Origin of the sequence: Haloferax sulfurifontis (genome assembly GCF_014635105.1) — an archaeon.
GTDB classification, from domain to species: Archaea; Halobacteriota; Halobacteria; order Halobacteriales; family Haloferacaceae; genus Haloferax; species Haloferax denitrificans.
In genome coordinates this window covers 269,236-286,803 of sequence record NZ_BMCI01000003.1, presented here as the reverse complement: position 1 = coordinate 286,803, position 17,568 = coordinate 269,236, and the positions used below count along the sequence as shown (strand labels likewise).

17 protein-coding genes are annotated in these 17,568 nt (G+C 69.8%); 7 read left to right on the top strand and 10 right to left on the bottom strand.

Features of this window, described 5'->3' with window-relative positions; all coding sequences use genetic code 11:
• The first annotated feature begins 23 nt into the window (after positions 1 to 23).
• The 4 genes from IEV64_RS09730 to pyrI all read left to right on the top strand — a co-directional run bounded on the left by IEV64_RS09730 (position 24) and on the right by pyrI (position 3,835).
• Entirely contained in the window at positions 24 to 863 is an 840-nt protein-coding gene (locus IEV64_RS09730) for an HpcH/HpaI aldolase/citrate lyase family protein (protein WP_188423771.1), read from the top strand.
• Between the two features lie 132 nt (positions 864 to 995).
• Positions 996 to 2,249, top strand: coding sequence for a Glu/Leu/Phe/Val family dehydrogenase (locus IEV64_RS09725; RefSeq protein WP_188423770.1), 1,254 nt, complete (start codon positions 996 to 998; stop codon positions 2,247 to 2,249).
• A 208-nt stretch (positions 2,250 to 2,457) separates the two neighbouring features.
• Positions 2,458 to 3,375, top strand: coding sequence for an aspartate carbamoyltransferase (pyrB, locus tag IEV64_RS09720; RefSeq protein ID WP_007273735.1), 918 nt, complete (start codon positions 2,458 to 2,460; stop codon positions 3,373 to 3,375).
• Positions 3,368 to 3,835, top strand: a complete 468-nt coding sequence (gene pyrI / locus IEV64_RS09715; protein WP_004043480.1) for an aspartate carbamoyltransferase regulatory subunit — start codon at positions 3,368 to 3,370, stop codon at positions 3,833 to 3,835. The genes pyrB and pyrI overlap by 8 nt, the downstream gene beginning before the upstream one ends.
• A 6-nt stretch (positions 3,836 to 3,841) precedes the next feature.
• Here the strand turns inward: pyrI and IEV64_RS09710 are convergent, their stop codons facing one another.
• Complete coding sequence (locus IEV64_RS09710) at positions 3,842 to 5,413, bottom strand: hybrid sensor histidine kinase/response regulator (RefSeq protein WP_188423769.1); 1,572 nt, start codon at positions 5,411 to 5,413, stop codon at positions 3,842 to 3,844.
• 409 nt (positions 5,414 to 5,822) lie between these two features.
• Between IEV64_RS09710 and IEV64_RS09705 the strand changes: the two genes are divergently transcribed.
• The gene (locus tag IEV64_RS09705) at positions 5,823 to 6,698 is read left to right on the top strand and encodes a hypothetical protein (protein ID WP_188423768.1); all 876 of its coding nucleotides are present in this window, start codon (positions 5,823 to 5,825) and stop codon (positions 6,696 to 6,698) included.
• Positions 6,699 to 6,930: 232 nt separating this feature from the next.
• Here IEV64_RS09705 and IEV64_RS09700 read toward each other — a convergent pair whose 3' ends face one another.
• From IEV64_RS09700 to IEV64_RS09670, 7 genes are all read right to left on the bottom strand, one after another.
• Positions 6,931 to 7,647 (bottom strand): ThuA domain-containing protein, encoded by a 717-nt coding sequence (locus IEV64_RS09700; RefSeq protein ID WP_188423767.1) that lies wholly within the window; start codon positions 7,645 to 7,647, stop codon positions 6,931 to 6,933.
• 89 nt (positions 7,648 to 7,736) lie between these two features.
• The gene (locus IEV64_RS09695) at positions 7,737 to 8,546 is read right to left on the bottom strand and encodes an enoyl-CoA hydratase/isomerase family protein (protein ID WP_188423766.1); all 810 of its coding nucleotides are present in this window, start codon (positions 8,544 to 8,546) and stop codon (positions 7,737 to 7,739) included.
• A 67-nt stretch (positions 8,547 to 8,613) separates the two neighbouring features.
• On the bottom strand, positions 8,614 to 9,666 hold the full coding sequence (gene menC, locus IEV64_RS09690; protein WP_188423765.1) for an o-succinylbenzoate synthase: 1,053 nt from the start codon (positions 9,664 to 9,666) through the stop codon (positions 8,614 to 8,616).
• A gap of 2 nt (positions 9,667 to 9,668) precedes the next feature.
• The gene (locus IEV64_RS09685; protein ID WP_188423764.1) at positions 9,669 to 10,607 is read right to left on the bottom strand and encodes a 1,4-dihydroxy-2-naphthoate polyprenyltransferase; all 939 of its coding nucleotides are present in this window, start codon (positions 10,605 to 10,607) and stop codon (positions 9,669 to 9,671) included.
• 182 nt (positions 10,608 to 10,789) lie between these two features.
• Positions 10,790 to 11,737: an FAD-dependent monooxygenase gene (locus IEV64_RS09680; RefSeq protein ID WP_188423763.1), complete on the bottom strand. Its 948-nt coding sequence runs from the start codon at positions 11,735 to 11,737 to the stop codon at positions 10,790 to 10,792.
• 1 nt (position 11,738) lies between these two features.
• Positions 11,739 to 12,962, bottom strand: a complete 1,224-nt coding sequence (locus IEV64_RS09675; RefSeq protein ID WP_188423762.1) for an ABC transporter substrate-binding protein — start codon at positions 12,960 to 12,962, stop codon at positions 11,739 to 11,741.
• Between the two features lie 177 nt (positions 12,963 to 13,139).
• Positions 13,140 to 14,057 (bottom strand): 1,4-dihydroxy-2-naphthoyl-CoA synthase, encoded by a 918-nt coding sequence (locus IEV64_RS09670; protein ID WP_007273726.1) that lies wholly within the window; start codon positions 14,055 to 14,057, stop codon positions 13,140 to 13,142.
• A 122-nt stretch (positions 14,058 to 14,179) separates the two neighbouring features.
• Here IEV64_RS09670 and IEV64_RS09665 point away from each other — a divergent pair, with 122 nt between their 5' ends.
• Positions 14,180 to 14,644 carry a hypothetical protein gene (locus tag IEV64_RS09665; RefSeq protein WP_188423761.1) on the top strand — a complete coding sequence of 155 codons (465 nt, stop codon included), beginning with the start codon at positions 14,180 to 14,182 and terminating at the stop codon, positions 14,642 to 14,644.
• Entirely contained in the window at positions 14,637 to 15,155 is a 519-nt protein-coding gene (locus IEV64_RS09660; protein WP_188423760.1) for a DUF7965 family protein, read from the top strand. The genes IEV64_RS09665 and IEV64_RS09660 overlap by 8 nt, the downstream gene beginning before the upstream one ends.
• A 21-nt stretch (positions 15,156 to 15,176) precedes the next feature.
• Here IEV64_RS09660 and IEV64_RS09655 read toward each other — a convergent pair whose 3' ends face one another.
• Both IEV64_RS09655 and menD read right to left on the bottom strand, forming a co-directional pair.
• Entirely contained in the window at positions 15,177 to 15,701 is a 525-nt protein-coding gene (locus IEV64_RS09655) for a hypothetical protein (protein WP_188423759.1), read from the bottom strand.
• A gap of 59 nt (positions 15,702 to 15,760) precedes the next feature.
• On the bottom strand, positions 15,761 to 17,509 hold the full coding sequence (gene menD / locus IEV64_RS09650) for a 2-succinyl-5-enolpyruvyl-6-hydroxy-3-cyclohexene-1-carboxylic-acid synthase (protein WP_188423758.1): 1,749 nt from the start codon (positions 17,507 to 17,509) through the stop codon (positions 15,761 to 15,763).
• Positions 17,510 to 17,568 lie beyond the last annotated feature (59 nt).

Sequence of the window (17,568 nt, the reverse complement as noted above, 5' to 3'; positions counted from 1 at the left end):
CCGCCCCCCTCGATACACACACCATGCCCCGACGAAGCGTCCTGTTTTCCCCCGGCGACCGCCCCGAACTCCTGCGGAAGGCCCCCGGCGCGGGCGCGGACGTGCTCGTCTTCGACCTCGAAGACGCCGTCTCGCCCGACAGGAAAGCCGAAGCCCGCGAGACCGTCGCCGCGGTCCTCGCGGACCCCGAGTTCGACCCGGACGCCGAGGTCGCGGTCCGCGTCAACCCCGGTGCCGCCGGGCGCGACGACATCGAGGCCGTCTGCGCCGAACACCCGCCGGACGTGCTGGTCGTCCCGAAGGCGACGAGCGCCGAGGACGTGACGAGCGTCGCCGGCGCGGCCCGCGAGGTCGGCGCTGACTGTCCCGTCATCGCCATCGTCGAGAGCGCGGCGGGCGTCCTCGCCGCGCCCGAGGTCGCGGCCGCGCCCGACACCGCCGCCGTCGTCTTCGGCGCGGAGGACTTCGCCGCCGACGTGGGCGCGACCCGGACCGACGACGGGACCGAGGTGCTCTACGCCCGCGAGCGCGTCGTCGTCGCGGCCGCGGCCGCCGGCGTCGACGCCATCGACACGCTCCACGTCGATTATCAGGACGAGGCGGGACTCCGCGAGGACGCCGCGTTCGGTCGGCGACTCGGCTACGACGGGAAACTCGCCATCCACCCCGCGCAGGTGCCCGTCATCAACGAGGCGTTCTCACCCGACGACGAGGACGTCGCGTGGGCGAAAAAGGTGCTTCGCGCCCGCGACGAGGCCGCAGAGGAGGGCCGGGGCGTCTTCGGCGTCGACGGCGAGATGATAGACGCCCCGCTCGTCAAGCAGGCCGAGAACATTCTCGACCGCGCCGGCGAGTCGTACTGAGCGCGCCCCGGCCGGCGCGCCGTCGCGGTCGGCGCACCGACTGCCACGTTTTATCGTTGGGTATGTGTCTCAATACTGTGGTATGCTAAAATCCCCGCTACGCTTAACCGGATGCCCGGAGCGTATTAGGGCATGGCACAAGAGGCGAATCCCTTCGAGAGTCTACAGGAGCAAATCGACGACGCGGCCGCCTACCTCGACGTGCGAGACGACGTTATCGAGCGGCTGAAGAACCCCGAGCGAGTCCTCGAAGCGAACCTCGCCGTCGAGATGGACGACGGCGACGTGGAGCTGTTTCGCGCCTACCGGTCGCAGTTCAACGGCGACCGGGGCCCGTACAAAGGCGGGATTCGCTACCACCCGAACGTCAGCCGAGACGAGGTGAAGGCGCTGTCGGGCTGGATGGTGTACAAGTGCGCCGTCGTGGACATCCCCTACGGCGGCGGCAAGGGCGGCATCGTCATCGACCCCAAGGCGTACTCCGAGTCCGAGCTCGAACGCATCACCCGGTCGTTCGCCAAGGAGCTTCGGCCCCTCATCGGCGAGAGCCGCGACATCCCCGCGCCCGACGTGAACACCGGCCAGCGCGAGATGAACTGGATTAAGGACACCTACGAGACCCTCGAAAACACCACCGCGCCGGGCGTCATCACCGGCAAGGCGCTCTCGAACGGCGGCAGCGAGGGCCGCGTCGAGGCGACCGGGCGCTCGACGATGCTCACCGCCCGCGAGGCGTTCGACTACCTCGGCCGCGACATCGAGGGCGCGACCGTCGCCGTCCAGGGCTACGGGAACGCCGGCTCCGTCACCGCGAAACTTATCGAGGACCTCGGCGCGACGGTCGTCGCCGTCTCCAACTCCTCCGGCGGCGTCTACGACCCCGACGGCCTCGACACCCGCGCGGTCAAGGGGTTCAAAAACGAGACGGGCACCGTCTCCGACTACGAGGGAACGGAGGCCATCACCAACGAGGAGCTTCTCACCCTCGACGTGGACCTGCTCGTCCCCGCCGCGCTGGAGAACGCCATCGACGGCGAACTCGCCCACGACGTGAACGCGGACGTGGTCGTCGAGGCCGCCAACGGCCCGCTCACGCCCGACGCCGACGACGTGCTCACCGAGCGCGAGGTCCACGTCTTCCCCGACATCCTCGCCAACGCCGGCGGCGTCACCGTCTCGTACTTCGAGTGGGTCCAGAACCGCCAGCGGTTCTACTGGACCGAACAGCGCGTCAACGACGAGCTGGAGCGCGTCATCGTCGACGCCTTCGAGGAACTCGTCGACGCCTACGAGACCCACGACCTGCCGAACTTCCGCACCGCGGCCTACGTCGTCGCCATCCGCCGCGTCGTCGACTCCTACGACTCCGCCGGCAACTGGCCGTAGGGTCGAGGTCAGTCGTCGTCTCGGCGTTTCGTCGTGCCGTCTCGGCGTTTCGTCCTGCCGCCTCGTCGCCTCGCTTTTCGACCGTTTCGCCCGCCGTGCCGTGTCCGCCGCAGTCGCCGACGCCGGCGATTCTGTGCATGGTGGTGAATATCACTCGGAGCGGCCGATGCCGGGGGATTCAAGTCGGTGTAGGTCGCGTCATTCATCGATGCGTCAGGACCACCTCATCTCCGCGTCGCACCTCTCGCGGGAGGACATCGAGGCGGTGCTCGACCGCGCGGCCGACATCGACGCCGACCCGGCCGCGTTCCGGCAACGACACGCCGGAAAGGTTCTCGGGCTCTGTTTCTTCGAGCCGAGCACGCGAACCCGGATGAGCTTCGACTCCGCGATGAAACGCCTCGGCGGCCAGACCGTCGATATGGGCCCGGTCGAGTCGTCGTCGGTCAAGAAAGGCGAGACGCTCGCAGACACCGTCCGCGTGGTCGAGGGCTACGCGGACGCGCTCGTGCTCCGCCACCCGAGCGAGGGCGCGGCCACGATGGCCTCCGAGTTCGTCGACGTGCCCCTCGTCAACGCGGGCGACGGCGCTGGACAGCACCCGAGTCAGACCCTGCTGGACCTCTACACCATCCGGGAGAACGCCGGCCTCGACGACCTCACCATCGGCATCATGGGCGACCTGAAGTACGGCCGGACGGTCCACTCGCTGGCCGAGGCGCTGACGAACTTCGACGCCAGCCAGCACTTCATCAGCCCCGAGAGCCTGCGGCTCCCCCGGAACGTCCGCTACGACCTCCACGCCTCGGGCGCGCAGGTCAGAGAACACACCGAACTCGACGAGGTGCTCCCCGAACTCGACGTGCTCTACGTGACGCGCATCCAGCGCGAGCGCTTCCCCGACGAAAACGAGTACCGCAAGGTCGCGGGGCAGTACCAGATCGACTCGGAGACGCTGGAAGCGGCGTCCGACGACCTCACAATCATGCACCCGCTCCCCCGCGTGGACGAGATTTCGCCGGACATCGACGACACCGACCACGCGACGTACTTCGAACAGGCCCACAACGGCATCCCGGTCCGGATGGCGCTTCTGGACATCCTCCTCTCCCAAGACGATGACTGACGACCACCAACTCCGCGTCTCGAAGATTCGAAACGGCACCGTCATCGACCACGTCGCCGCGGGACAGGCGCTCAACGTCCTCGCCATCCTCGGCATCGACGGCACCAGCGGGGAGGCGGTCTCGGTCGGGATGAACGTCCCCTCCGACCGCCTCGGCCGCAAGGACATCGTGAAGGTCGAGGGCCGCGAGCTGAGCCAGTCCGAGGTGGACGTGCTGTCGCTCATCGCGCCCGCCGCGAGCATCAACATCGTCCGCGACTACGACGTGGTCGAGAAGAACCGGGTCGTCCGCCCCGACGCCGTCGCGAGCATCATCTCGTGTCCGAACAGAAACTGCATCTCGAACGCCGACGAACCCATCCAGTCCCGCTTTACGGTCCTCTCGGACGGCGTGCGCTGTGACTACTGCGAGACTATCGTCCGCGAGGACGAAGTCGCGGCCAACCTCGACGTGAACTGACCGGCGTTACGGGTCGTCCAACCCCCTTTTTCTCGCGGCGCTCGCCGGACAGCGGTGGTCCTCGTCGGCGAACTCGACGCCGTCGAACTCGAATCTCGCGCCGCCTGTCGCCGCGGCCCCGACGGAGACCGACCAGCCGTGGGCCTCCGCCAGCGACCGGACGATGTCGAGGCCGAAGCCCGTCCCCTCGGGCGAGGTGGTGAAGCCGCGTTCGAACACCCGCGCGGCGTCGGCGGCGGCGATGCCGGAGCCGTCGTCTTCGACCGCGACCGTCCCCTCGGCGGGCGACGCGGTGACGCGGACGGTCAGCGGCGAGGCCCGCTCGTCCGCGGTCCCGTGTTCCACAGCGTTCCGAAACAGGTTCTCGAACAGCCGCTGGAGCCGGCCGGGGTCGGCGTGGACCGTCGCGGTCGACTCGACGACGAGCGTCGCGTCGCCCGTCTCGACCGTGTCCCACGCGCGGCGGGCGACCGCCTCGACGGAGACGGGCGTGAACTCGACGACGGCCGTCCCGCGGCGAGCCGCGGTCAACACGTCGGTGACGATGTCGTCGATTCGGGTCAGCGAGGTGGCGACCCGTTCGAGGTTCGCGGAGTCGTTCACCTGTCGTTCGAGGTCGAGAAAGCCGATCGCGACGGAAAGCGGGTTCCGAAGGTCGTGCGAGAGGACCCGCGCGAACTCGCCGAGGCGCTCGTTTTGCTGTGCGAGGCGCTCTTCGTGTTGCCGGCGGGTCGTGATGTCGCGGCCGACGCCGCAGAAGCCGACGAGCTCCTTGTCAGGTCCCGCGAGCCGGCGGCCGGTGAGTTGGAACAACAGCGCGCCGTCGTCGGTCGGCAACCGCGCTTCGACGACGGTCGTTCCCGTTCGGATGACCTCCTCGACGGCGCGTTTGACCGCCGGGCGGTCGGCCTCGTGGAAGAACGCGTCGGCCGACATCCCGGTGAGTTCGGCGGCCGACATCCCGGTGAGCTCCGTGAGCCGCTCGTTCCACGAGACGAGTTTCCCCTCGCGGTCGTAGACGTAGAACACGTCGTCGAGCGCGTCGAGGGCGTCCTCGATGAACCAACTCGCGTCGGCCGGGGTCGCCCCCCGGTCGAACGCGTCGATGGCGACCCGCGCCTTGTGGTGTTCGCAGGCGAGCCGCCGGACGCGCGAACCGAGCGCGTCGTCAGAGGGCGCGTCGGCGGGGGCGTCGGTGCCATCGCCGTCGCTGTCGTCGCTGTCGTCGCCGTTGTCGCGCTCGGCCCGCCGCAGGACCGCCACACGGTCGAGGTAGGCGTCGATACCCAAATCGACCAGTTCCGTCACGGCGTGGTCGGCGTCGTCGGTCGCGAGGAAGACCACCGGGAGGTCGTCGTCGGTCGCGCGAACCTCGCGGAGCAGGGCGACGCCGTCGCCGTCGGGGAACGCCGCGCCGAGGACGAGACAGTCGTACGCGTCGCCGTCGAGGGCGCGGCGGGCGGCGGCGAGCGTCGCCGCCGAGTCGACGACGGCGGGCGAGACCGCCCGCTGGACGGCGCGGAAAATCGCGCGGTCGCCGTCGGCGGAAAGGACGCGAATCGAGGAGTCGAGTGGCATCGGGCGGAAGGAACGAACTGAACGACAAACAGAATGGTCTCAGATAATATAAAGTTTCTGTGAATTCTCACAAAAAATGAACCGCAGTAGAGCGCGAGTGGCCAGTTCCCAGTCACCTGCGCGCGTTCTCCCGGTGTCGTAATCACTTAGTGCGGTGCGGTCGAAGTTCTCGGTATGTCCAAGAAGGCCAAACTGGTCCTGGTACTGGCGCTCATCGCGGTCCTCTACACCGTGTTTTCCGGTAGCGGAGAGACCGTCGAAGTCGAAATCGAAGAGTAACCACGTTCTCGGCGCTCGGTCGACTCCGACCGAGTCTGCCCGACTCTCGACCGTCCAGCGGCCGAGCCGGGGAGCGAGCCGCACGCCCGAGAGCGAACGACTTACCCGACGCCCGCGCGAAGGCGGAGCCATGTACGGGGTCGTCACGCGCAACGAGGAGGAAGTCGACTGGCCGGAGTTCGACCGCGGGTTCTACGAGGTCAAAGACGTGACCGGCCGGGCGGCCGAACCGCTGTCGAACGCCGTCAACATGATCTCGTGTTTCGGCGACAACGCCGCCGCCAACGAGAGCCCCGAACTGGTCCCCGTCGACGGCGAGGGGAACCCGGCGACGCGCGACCGCACGTACTTCGACTGGGCGTACATCTGCCCGACGAACGAGAGGTACCGCGCCGGCCTGCTGGAAATCGTCGCGGACGCCGCCGCGGCCAACGGCGACGTGCGCCTCGACGACGTGGGCTTCCCCCGCGACGAGTACTGCCGGTGTGAGCGGTGTACCTCGCAGTTCGAGGCGTGGGCCGACGACCGCGACCGCGACGCCGACGACGAGGGCGCGTGGTTCGAGTGGCGCGCCGAGGTCATCACCGACTTCGTCGCCGACGCCGCCGAGCGCGTCCCCGGCCGCCTGTATCTCACGCTGTATCCCGACCCTTATCCGGGCCACCTCTACCGCCGCGCCGGCCTCGATATCGAGGCGCTCTCGGAGTACGTCGACGAGTTCGTCGTCCCGCTGTACGACACCCACTACGGGACGACCTACTGGCTCGAAACCATCGCCCGCGGCTTCGTCTCGCTTCTGGAGCCGTACGACGCCGACTTCTCGCTCGAACTGTACGCCGTGAACGTGGACGTGGACGACCTCATCCACGCCATCGAGGTCGCAGACGAGTACGCCAAAGACGTGCTGTTCGGCTACGACGCGAGCAACGCCGCCGCGACGCTCCGCCGGATGACCGCCGACGGCTCGCGCGGAAAGACCTACCACCCCGACGACGCGACCCGCTGAGCGCGGGGCTCATCGGCGAGGCGACCGCCCCGGAACCGACCTCAGAACGCGCCGGCGAGGTAGCCGATGACGACGATGCCGAGGAGGAAGACGAGCGTCGCGAACGCGAACAGGGCGAACATCAGTCGCCGCTGTCCGCTCGTCGGTTGTGCCATGGACGTTCTCCGGACCGCATCCACTTATGATAGTCGGCGCTCCGGACGGTTCCGTTCGGGCGGTATCCCCCGACGCTTCAGTCGAGGTCTTCGATGGGCTCTGCGTTCCCGAAGTACGGGTCGGGGCCGTCGCCGGGGGCGGCCCACTCGACGGCGTTGTCGAGGACGGTGCGAACCTCCGCCTGCTCGTAGATTGGGTAGGTCTCGTGGCCCGGCCGGAAGTAGAAGACGCGGCCCTTGCCGCGGGTGTAACAACAGCCCGAGCGGAACACCTCGCCGCCCTCGAACCACGACGTGAACACGAGTTCGTCCGGCGCGGGGATGTCGAACCGCTCGCCGTACATCTCGGCGCGGGGGACCTCGAACGACTCGGGAAGCCCGTCGGCGATGGGGTGACCCGGCTCGACGACCCAGACGCGCTCTTTCTCGCCCGACTCGCGCCACTTCAGCGAGCAGGTCGTCCCCATCAGGCGCTTGAACGGCTTGGAGTAGTGCCCCGAGTGGAGCACGAGAAGCCCCATCCCGTCGCGGACGCGGTCGACCACGCGGTCCACGATGTCGTCGTCCACCTCGTCGTGGGCCTTGTGGCCCCACCACGCCAGCACGTCGGTGTCGTCGAGGACCGACTCGGTGAGCCCGTGTTCGGGTTCGTCCAGCGTGGCGGTCTGCACGTCGTAGCCGGCCTCGCGGAGCCCCTCGGCTATCGTCGCGTGGATGCCGTCGGGGTAGACCGCGGCGACCTCGTCGTCTTCCCTCTCGTGTCGGTACTCGTTCCAGACGGTGACGGTGACCATACTCCCGGCGTCACCGGGCGGCGACAAGTATGCACCGAACGCGGGGCCGGCGGAGGCGCGAGGCCGGGTGAGACCGCCCGACTGCCCGGCTACGTCCCTTCGAACTCCGGTTCTCGGCGACTCACGAACGACTCCAGCCCCTCGGCGTGGTCGTCGGTGTCGAGTATGACCGCCTGCGCCGACGCCTCGTGTTCGATGGCCGCCTCGATGGAGTCGTCGGGGCGGCGGAGCAGGCGCTTGGAGGCGGTGAGCGCCTTCGTCGGGCCGCCGGCGATGCGCTCCGCGAGGGCGGCGAGGTCGGCTTCGAACTCGTCCTCGCCCGCGACGCGGTTGACGACGCCGAGTTCGAGCGCCCGCTCGGGACCGAGTTCCTCGCCGGTGTAGACGAGTTCCATGGCGACGTTGCGCCCGACGAGTCGGGGAAGGAGGTACGACACGCCGGAGTCGACCGCGAGACCGACCCGGCGGAAGCCGAAGCTGACGAAGGCGTCTTCGCGGAGGAGTTGGAGGTCGCAGGCGATGGCGAGCGCGCCGCCCGCACCCACGGCCGGGCCGTCGATGGCCGCGACCGTCGGCAGGTCGCACTCGTAGACGCGGCGCACGGCGTCGGCGGTGTCGCGGACGACGTGGTCGACCGCCTCGGGGAGCGTCATCGCGTCGGCCTGTAGCTCACTCATGGCGTTCACGTCGCCGCCGGCGCAGAACGCGCCCGCCTCGTCGCTCCCGCGGACGACAACACAGCGCGCCGCGCCGGGGAGCGTGTCCAGCGCCTCGCGCACGCCGGCGGTCACCTCGACCGTCAGCGCGTTCCGAACCGCCGGAGCGTCCAGCGTCACCGTCGCCACGCCGTCGTCGAGCGCGAGCCGTACCGCGTCGGAGTCGAGTTCGACCTCGGTCATCCCCCGGGACGACGTGCAGAATCGTGAAAAACGTTTGGACCGTGGAGAGTTGATTGTTGTCTGCGCCTCAGGGGAACACCGCGTCCACGTCGATGCCGAGACCGGGGGCGTCGGGGACGCGCATCCGGCCGTCGCGCACGGGTGCCGGGTCGGCCGCGAGGTCGGCGTCGAGGAGCGAGGCGGTCGCCAGCCCGTGGGCCCGGTCGCCGGGGAGCGACGCCGCGACGTGGAGCGCGCCGAGTCGGGCGACGACGGCGTCGATGGTGGTCGTGACGACGACGGCCACGCCGGCGTCGCGGGCGCGGGCCGCGAGGTCGCGGACGCGGTCCGGGCCGCCGAGCGCCATCGGCTTGCAGACGAGCACGTCCGCCGCGTTCGAGGCGATGGCCCGTCCCACCGGGACCGCCGAAAGCGACTCGTCGAGCGCGATGGGCGTGTCGTGGAGCCGTCGGAGCGCGGCGTGGCCGTCGAGTTCGTCGGCGGGGAGCGGCTGTTCGAGGTAGTCGAGGTCGAGGACCGACTCCTCGACCGAGTCGAGAAAGCGGTCGGCGGTCCAGCGGTCCCACGCGGCGTTCGCGTCGGCCCGGAGCGACACGTCGGGACCGACCGCCTCGCGGACCGCCCGCAGGCGCGCCACGTCGTCGGTCGGGTCCCGCGCGCCGACCTTCAGTTTGAGGCAGTCGTACCCCGACGCGACGGCGGTTTCGGCGGCCTCGACGGTCGCCTCGGGACCGTCGTCGCCGAGGGTCGCGTTCACCGGAAGCGAGGTGTGGGAGTCGGTGTCTAGGGCCGCGGCGAGCGGCCGGCCGGCGGCGCGAGCGCGGGCGTCGGCGACGGCGAGCGAGACGGCGTGTCTCGCGGCGGGCGCGTCAGCGAGCGTCCCGTCTTCGAGCGGGGACTCGGGGTCGGCGTCACCGGTGGCGTCGTCTTCGGCGAGCCCGGCGAGCGCGTCACGGCAGTCGGCGAACGACTCGGTCCAGCCCGGAAGCGGGGTCGCCTCGCCGACGCCGGTTTCGCCCGCGACGTCGACCGCGACGAGGAGCCCCTCGCGGCGCTCGATATCGCCCGCGGCGGTCGAAAGCGGCGTTCGGAGGTCGACGGCGAACTCGCGGAGGCGCATCGTCACGCGAGGACGAGGCCGACCGAAAAGAGGACGGCGTAGAGCGCGAGGAGTTTCCCCGTGTCTTCGAGCGCGGGGTTGAGCTTCTCGCCTTTCGTCTCGGTCACGACGGTCCGCGCGATGCGGGCCGCGACGGGCATCGAGAACATGGGGAGAAGGACGAACCAGTCGAAGTCGGCGCGGGTCCAGAGGTAGACGGGGACGGCGTAGGCGAGCGCGAGCATGGCGAGGTACTCGGCGCGGGCGAAGCCGTAGCCGAACCGGACCGCGAGCGTCCGCTTGCCCGTGGTCGCGTCTTCCTCCTTGTCGCGGACGTTGTTCACGACGAGGATGTTCGTGGAGATGGCCGCCATCGGGAGGCTGGCGAGGACGGCGGCGAGCGTGACGGTCCCCTCGGGAATCCCGACCGTGAGGGGGGCGGCGAGGACGCTCGCGGCCTGCACGTAGAACGTGCCGACGACGGCGACGAGACCGAAGAAGACGAAGACGAACAGGTCGCCGAGGCCGTGGTAGCCGAGGGGGTACGGACCGCCGGTGTAGGCGATGCCCGAAGCGACCGAGAGCAGGCCGATGACGAGGATGGGCACGCCGCCGACGTAGACGAGGTACGTGCCGAGGAGGACGGCGGCGGCGAAGGTGAGATACATCGCCCGCTTGACCTCGGCCGGGGGGATGAGTCCGCCCGCGGTGACGCGGGTGAAGCCCTCGCGGGCCTCGGTGTCCGCGCCCTGCACCGCGTCGTAGTAGTCGTTGGCGAAGTTGGTCCCGACTTGGATGAGGAGCGCGCCCGCGAGCGCCGCGAGCGCGGGGAGCGGGGCGAACAGGTCGGCGTGGACGGCCACCGCGGTGCCGACGACGACCGGCGCGGCGGCCGCCGGAAGCGTCTGCGGCCGCGACGCCATCACCCACGCCCGCCTGCGAGAGATGTCCTGCGTGCTCATTGTCTGCATACGAGTGCCGGAGCAGTGAGTAAGTTCCTATCCGAAAGCGCGCGACTCCGAGGCGATGAGTGGGAGAACACGGTGGCTCGGCGGTCGCGCCGCCCCCGACGAGGCGCGTTCTCCCCGGCGTCGGCGACGACGTGGTCATCGCCGTCAGCCGACCCGGTGACGTGGATTCCTCGCTACTCGGGACCGGCGTCGGAAGCCGAATCCGAGTCGGCGGCGACGCCGAGGTGCTCGGCGAGTCGCTCGCGACCCTTCTCGGCTCGGTTTTCGACCGTCTCGTCGGAGACGTACATCTCGCGCTGGCGCTCCACGTCGGCCTCGCGGAGTTCGCGGAGTCGCTCCTCGGGGAGGTCGCAGTCGTCGGGAACGCGGCTGTCGAACCGCTCGCGCCAGTCGTCGCGGGCGGCCGCCTCGTCGGCGAGTTCCGCCTCGGGGCGCAACCAGTCCCAGTGGCGCGCGAGGTCCTCGGGGTACCCCCGTTCGAGGCGGTGGTCGGTGATGGCCGACCGGCCGACTCGCGCGCCCTGTCCGGCCGACATGATGGCCTGCACGTTGACCTCGCTCACCGGCGCGGCGACGTACAGCCCGTCGATCGGCGTGCGCCCCTCAACGTCGGCGTAGTCGCGGTCGAACGTCGTCCGCGTCTCGCCGTCGTACTCGTAGGTGACGAACATCTCGTCGTCGCCGAGCGGTTCGAGGAAGTCGCCGCCGTAGCGGGCGGCCGCGACGACCCGCCTCGCGGTGACGGTCTCGCCGCTCTGGGTCGTGACCGCGAAGCCGGGGCCGGTGGCGGCCGCGTCGGCGGCATCCCCGCCGGAATCCCCCGCGACGTCCGCGGTCTCGTCGTCCCCGACGAGTTCGACCGCCTCGACGAGGTCTGAAACGAGGTCACAGCCGGCCGCCTCGACGTGGTCGTGGATGAGCCCGTAGAACGTCTCGATGTCGACGCCGCCGGGGAAGCCGAGGTAGTTCTCCAGATAGGCACAGCGCTGGAGCGACGACCGGCCGCGGTCGAAGACGACGGTGTCGAGGCCGTACCGGCCGGTGAAGACGCCCGCCGAACAGCCCGTCGGTCCGCCGCCGACGATGGCCACGTCGTAGTCGAACGCCGCGGCGTCCGCCATCTCAGAACTCCCCGGTGACGACGTCCGCGACGCGCTGGCGGTCGAACAGTTCGGCGTCGCCGGTCACCTCGCCGAACTCCTCGGGGTACATCTGCTTCGCGGCGCGCTCGGTCAGAAACAGGTTGTGAATCGGCCCCTGATTGAGGTAGCCGCCGCGGTAGACCCGGCCGTTCTGGACGGCCGTCAGCTCGCCGCCGACGGGGTGGTCCTCCATGTACGCGAGGACGGTGTCGCGGAACTCCGCGGCCGTCTTGCGCTCGTGGCCGCGAACGAGCATCACGTCGGGGTCGACTTCGAGGAGGTTCTCGTAGTCGAGTTCGCCGCGGTTGGTCGTGCTGAGGTTCTCGATGTCGGTCCCGGTGAGCGCGTCGGTGACGCCGAGGTCGTTCCACTGCTTTTTGCTCGTGCCCTTGTCGTTGAGGCGGTACGGCGAGAACGTCTCCGGCTCGGTCGTCCCCTCGTAGGTGAGAAAGACGTTCGGACGCTCGTCCGCCGGCGGCAGTCGCGACTGTATCTCCGCGATGAACTCGTCGTGGAGCGCCGCGAACGCCTCGTAGCGCTCTTCGCGCTGGAACACCTGCGCGACCTTCTCGAACGCCTCGTAGAGGGTGTAGTAGCGGTAGTCGTGCCAGCCGTCGGACCGGCGGAAGATGAGATTGCCGACGAACGGGGCGACGTTCTCCGCGATTTCGTCCACGTCCTCTTGGTCCCAGTCGAACCAGTTGATGAGCATGTTCGGGTCGTAGAGGTGGACGTCGTTGTCGAGTTCGTAGAACTCCTCTTTCGTCCTGACCTCGGGGTACGCCTCGATCTGCTCGCGGTCGACGCTCACGCCGGGAAGCTCGTCGTAGACGTAGGTGTAGTACCGGCCCGCGCCGCCGACGCCGGTCACCCCGTCGCCGACGCCGAGCGCGACGGCCATGTCCGCGTAGCCGCCGTCGTAGGCGGCCCACGACTCGGGAACCGAGTCGAACGTGACCTCGCCCATCGGCTCCATCGCCACCGAGTACGAGGCGTCGGCCTCGGCCGCGTCGGTCTCCGTTCCCGCCTCCGTCTCGCTCGCGGCGGTCGTTTCGGTCGCCGTCTCGGCCGCGGCTGTCGTCTCGTCGCTTCCCGACGAGTCCGACGTACAGCCGGCGAGCATCCCGGCCCCGAGCGCCGTGCCGCCGTAGCGAATGTAGTTGCGTCGCGTGAGTCCCTCGTTCCCGGTGGAGTTCTCGTCCATAGGATTTAGGCTACCCTAAACACACAAGAGCGTTCCTATTTTTCGGCGTGCCTAAACTATGGCGAGGTGACGCGTTTCGTCGCGGGAGACGAGCCGAGACGAAACGAGCCGAGACGAAACGAAACGAGGCCGCATCGCGGGCGAGAGACCGGTATCGGGCGGCGAGCCGGCGTTATCTCAGTAGTGCCACGGGTAGTCGCGGAAGCGCGGTTCGCGCTTTTCGAGGAAGGCGTCGCGGCCCTCCTGTGCCTCCTCGGTCATGTAGGCGAGTCGGGTCGCCTCGCCGGCGAACACCTGCTGGCCGACCATGCCGTCGTCGGTCATGTTGAAGGCGTACTTCAGCATACGCATGGCCGTCGGCGACTTCTTCGTCATCTCGTCGGCCCACTCCAGCGCCACCTCCTCCAGTTCCTCGTGGGGAATCGCCTCGTTCGCCATTCCCATGTCGACGGCCTCCTCGGCGGAGTAGGTCTTGCCCATGAAGAACACCTCGCGGGCCTTCTTCTGGCCGACCTGCTTTGCGAGGTACGCGGAGCCGAAGCCGCCGTCGAAGGAGGCCACGTCGGGGTCGGTCTGGAGGAACTTCGCGTGCTCCTCGGAGGCGAGCGTCATGTCGCAGACGACGTGCAGGGAGTGGCCGCCGCCGACGGCCCACCCCGGCACGACGGCGACGACGGGTTTCGGCATGAATCGGATGAGCCGCTGGACTTCGAGGATGTGCAGGCGACCGGCCTTCGCCTCGCGGACGAGCGGGTCATCGGAGGCGTCGGCCTCGTCGTCGTCGCGGTACTCGTAGCCCGAGCCGCCGCGGACCGACTGGTCGCCGCCGGAACAGAACGCCCAGCCGCCATCCTTCTCGGAGGGGCCGTTGCCCGTCAGGAGGACGCACCCGACGTTCGCGCGCTTTCTGGCGTCGTCGAGCGCGGCGTAGAGTTCGTCCACGGTTCCGGGTCGGAAGGCGTTGCGGACCTCGGGGCGGTCGAACGCGATGCGGACCGCCGGCACGTCGACGGCGCGGTGGTAGGTGATGTCGTCGAACTCGTCGGACCCCGGGACGGGCTCCCAGCGGTCGGGGTCGAAAATCTCCGAGACCATACCGAGAGGCGGCGCGGGCGGCGCAAAAAGATTCGCTTGCGGCCGCGGTTCGGGGGGCGGCCCGCCGCCCGACCGCTCCCCCGGCCCGGAAATATTTGTCAGTCCGCGAACGACTCCCGCGCATGTCGGCCGCGACCACCCTCCTCGTCAGACTCGTCCACCTCGTCGGAATGGCGCTCGTCTTCGGCGGCGCGGCGTTCGCGTGGGCGACGCTCAGCGCCGCCGGTCCCGGACGCGCGGACGCCGGCGGCTCGACCGCCTCTCTCGGCGAACCAGCCGCGCTCGCAGTCACGTACGAGTGGGTCTTCTGGGCGACCATGGGCGCGATGGTCGTCACCGGCGTCGGCAACCTCGGCGCGCTCGGCCCGCCCGGACCGTCCGGGCGCTGGGGGTCGATACTGACGGCGAAACTCCTCGCGGTGACCGCGTTCGTCCTCGGGTCGTTCGTCCGGACGCTCGTCGTGTTCCGGCTCCGGCGGGGCGACTCGACTGGTTCGGGGCGCTCGGTCCTCGCGAAGGGCTACGGCGCGACCGCCGCCGCGCTCCTCGTGCTCGTCGCGCTCGCGGAGGTGCTGGCGCATGGCTGAGGCCGCCGCCGGCCGCGTCGAGGCGTGGGTCGTCTCGTCGTTCAACCTCGTCGTCCTGAGCCTCGTCGGACTCCTCGCCGCGCACGCGAGCGGGGCGCTCGAAGGCGAACTCGCCGGCTTCGGGACGCTCCCCGGCGTCGCCGTCTTCGCGTATCTGTGGCTCCTCACCGCGGCCGCGACCCGGTGGGCGCTGGCGGACGGCGGGCTGGCCGGCCTGCGGAACGGCCTCCGCGGACTGTGGCGACTCGTCCTCCGCGGGTTCGCGGCGGGCGCGCTCATCGGGGGAGCGTTCCTCCTCGGGGTGGTCCTCGTCGGCGCGGTCCTGAACGGCGCGCCACTACTCTCGCTGGCGTTCATCGCGCTCATCGGCGTTGCGGCCGCGAGCGTCGTCGGGGGCGTCATCGGCGGCCTGTCGGTCCTCCTCGACGCCGGCTGTTACTGGGTGGCCGGCCGGCTCGTCGGGCGGTGGACGGAGTCGGGCGCCTCGGGGCGGGCCGCCGACGCGGAGTGAGTAAGTGAATGAGTCAGCCAGTTAGTCAGCCAGTCTGCCCCGAAGCGGGCCGCGCGGACTCGTCAGCCACGACGCCAGCCCGACGAGTATCGCGCCCGCGATGCCGACGAGGAAGGCGGTCGCCCCGGCAAGCGACCCGTAGGCGACGAGTCCGGTCCCGACAAAGGCGGTGGCGAGCGACCGACGGCGACCCATCGACTCGGGGTAGCCGACGGTGTTGAACCGCGCGAGCGCCCACGCAATCACGGCGACCAGCGGCGCGAGACCGAGGCCCATCAGGGGTCGCTGGACGACGAACCAGAAGACAGGAAGAGCGACCACGACCGCGACGAGCGCGAGCGTTCCGCGGCGGCCGAGCGCCGGAGGATAGCCGCGCTCAGCGATATCCGAGAGGAGTACCACGCCGAAGACGACGGTCCCGCCGGCGAAGACCCCGGCGAGCGGTTCGTGTGTGACGACGGCCGCGTACGCGAACACGAGGACGCCGAGAAAGCCGGCGACGGCGTAGACACTGCCGCGATACTGGCGGAAAGACGTGGAGGACATGTCGCCACGATTCGGAGCGCGGGAGAAAAGTCAGTCGGTCGACTGGTTCGGTCAGTCGGTCAATCGGACAGTCGCTCGACCGCGCGCTCGGCGATGCGCTCGCGCACGCGGTGCGAGGACTCGGCGTCGGTCCGGACCTCGATGACGTCGGTGCCGTCGGTGGCGACCGACTCGGCGTAGGCGTCGCGGAAGTCGTCCGGGTCGACCGACGCGAACGAGAGGTCGTAGAGGTCCTCGGTTGCTTCGAAGTCGAGACCGTGGGGCGTCTTGAACTGGTCCGTGAAGGGCGGCTCGTACTCCTCGATGGGGAGCATGTGGAAGATGCCGCCGCCGTCGTTGTTGACGAGGACGATAGTCGCGTCCACGCCGAGGCGGCCGAGCGCGAGCAGGCCGTTCATGTCGTGGTAGTACGCGAGATCGCCGGTCAAGAGCGTCAGGTGGTCGGTCGCCGCGGAGCCGGCCCCGAGCGCCGAGGAGACGATACCGTCGATGCCGGACGCGCCGCGGTTGCCGAGGACCGTTCGGGACTTCGTCGAGGGGCGCGCGAAGCGGTCGAGGTCGCGGACGGGCATGGAGTTCGAGACGAACAGCGTCGAAGGTTCGGGCGCGAGGTCGGCCACGTCGGCCGCGAGTCGGCCCTCGAAGGCGTCGGTCTCGTCGTCGACGAGGCTCCAGTAGCCGTCTTCCGCGTCGGTCCACAGCGCGTTCCACGCCTCGTCGGGGCGGTTGCGGACGAGTTGCGAGAGCCGCCACGCGAGCACCGACGGCTCGGCCTCCACGAGGTCGGTCGCGCCGAACTCGGCCTCGCGCCAGCGGCCCGTCGGGTCGACGAGGTACTGTCGGGCGTCGGTGCGCGCGAGGTACTTCCGGAGCGGCTTCGAGGTCGGCGACGCGCCGATGCGGACCACGACCTCCGGGTCGGGCCAGTCGGCGGTGACGCGCTCGTCGAGGTAGGCGTCGTAGCCGCCGAGGACGGTCGTCGTCCGGGTGTGGCCGCCGAAGCGAAGCCCCGAAAGCGGGTCGGCGACGACGGGGAAGCCGGTCGCGTGGGCGAACGCGGCGACGGCCTCGGCGTTGAATCCCGGCGGGTCGGCGGCCCCGGCGACGACGAGCCCCCGGTCGACCGCGAGGTCGTCGGCCAGCTTTCGGAGGTGGTCCTCGGAGAGCTCCGGCGCACCCGCGGTCGTCTTGACGTAGGGTCGGCTCCCGCTCCGGCCGTCGAGCGCCTCGGGGTCGAGGTCGGCGGGCACGTCGCCCTCGACGTACGTCGGTTCGAGCGGCTTTCTGAAGGGGAAGTTGAGGTGGACGGGACCGGCGTCGACGCCGGTTGCCTCGGAGACCGCGCGGGCGGCGGTGGTTCGGAGGCTCCGGAGCTTCCTGTCCGTGGCCTCCGGTTCGGGCATGTCCTTGTACCAGCGGACGGCGTCGCCGTAGAGCTTCTCCTGGTCGACGGTCTGGTTGGCCCCGCTGTCGCGGAGTTCCGGCGGGCGGTCGGCCGTGAGGACGAGCATCGGCACGCGGGCCTGCGACGCCTCGATGACCGCGGGGTGGAAGTTGGCCGCGGCGGTCCCCGAGGTGCAGAGGACGGGCGTCACCTCGCCCGTGCGTCGGGCGCGGCCGAGCGCGAAGTAGGCCGCCGAGCGCTCGTCGAGGTGCGAGAACGTCTCGATGTCGTCGTGGCGGTCGAACGCCTCCGTGAGGGGCGTCGAGCGACTGCCGGGTGCGATGCACACCGCGTCGATGCCGGTGCGTGCCAGTTCGTCGGCGAAGGTCCGTGCCCAGAGGGCGTTTCGGTTCGGTGCTGTCATCTCGTCTAAGTCGTCGTCAAATCGAGTCGAATCGAATCGGTTCGAATCGGAGGCGGTCG

What these genes read in the sequence shown, in the direction of transcription:
- IEV64_RS09730 (WP_188423771.1), top strand. Translation starts at nt 24, where the DNA reads ATGCCCCGACGAAGCGTCCTGTTTTCCCCCGGCGACCGCCCCGAACTC.
- IEV64_RS09725 (WP_188423770.1), top strand. Translation starts at nt 996, where the DNA reads ATGGCACAAGAGGCGAATCCCTTCGAGAGTCTACAGGAGCAAATCGAC.
- pyrB (WP_007273735.1), top strand. Translation starts at nt 2,458, where the DNA reads ATGCGTCAGGACCACCTCATCTCCGCGTCGCACCTCTCGCGGGAGGAC.
- pyrI (WP_004043480.1), top strand. Translation starts at nt 3,368, where the DNA reads ATGACTGACGACCACCAACTCCGCGTCTCGAAGATTCGAAACGGCACC.
- IEV64_RS09710 (WP_188423769.1), bottom strand. Translation starts at nt 5,413, where the DNA reads ATGCCACTCGACTCCTCGATTCGCGTCCTTTCCGCCGACGGCGACCGC.
- IEV64_RS09705 (WP_188423768.1), top strand. Translation starts at nt 5,823, where the DNA reads ATGTACGGGGTCGTCACGCGCAACGAGGAGGAAGTCGACTGGCCGGAG.
- IEV64_RS09700 (WP_188423767.1), bottom strand. Translation starts at nt 7,647, where the DNA reads ATGGTCACCGTCACCGTCTGGAACGAGTACCGACACGAGAGGGAAGAC.
- IEV64_RS09695 (WP_188423766.1), bottom strand. Translation starts at nt 8,546, where the DNA reads ATGACCGAGGTCGAACTCGACTCCGACGCGGTACGGCTCGCGCTCGAC.
- menC (WP_188423765.1), bottom strand. Translation starts at nt 9,666, where the DNA reads ATGCGCCTCCGCGAGTTCGCCGTCGACCTCCGAACGCCGCTTTCGACC.
- IEV64_RS09685 (WP_188423764.1), bottom strand. Translation starts at nt 10,607, where the DNA reads ATGAGCACGCAGGACATCTCTCGCAGGCGGGCGTGGGTGATGGCGTCG.
- IEV64_RS09680 (WP_188423763.1), bottom strand. Translation starts at nt 11,737, where the DNA reads ATGGCGGACGCCGCGGCGTTCGACTACGACGTGGCCATCGTCGGCGGC.
- IEV64_RS09675 (WP_188423762.1), bottom strand. Translation starts at nt 12,962, where the DNA reads ATGGACGAGAACTCCACCGGGAACGAGGGACTCACGCGACGCAACTAC.
- IEV64_RS09670 (WP_007273726.1), bottom strand. Translation starts at nt 14,057, where the DNA reads ATGGTCTCGGAGATTTTCGACCCCGACCGCTGGGAGCCCGTCCCGGGG.
- IEV64_RS09665 (WP_188423761.1), top strand. Translation starts at nt 14,180, where the DNA reads ATGTCGGCCGCGACCACCCTCCTCGTCAGACTCGTCCACCTCGTCGGA.
- IEV64_RS09660 (WP_188423760.1), top strand. Translation starts at nt 14,637, where the DNA reads ATGGCTGAGGCCGCCGCCGGCCGCGTCGAGGCGTGGGTCGTCTCGTCG.
- IEV64_RS09655 (WP_188423759.1), bottom strand. Translation starts at nt 15,701, where the DNA reads ATGTCCTCCACGTCTTTCCGCCAGTATCGCGGCAGTGTCTACGCCGTC.
- menD (WP_188423758.1), bottom strand. Translation starts at nt 17,509, where the DNA reads ATGACAGCACCGAACCGAAACGCCCTCTGGGCACGGACCTTCGCCGAC.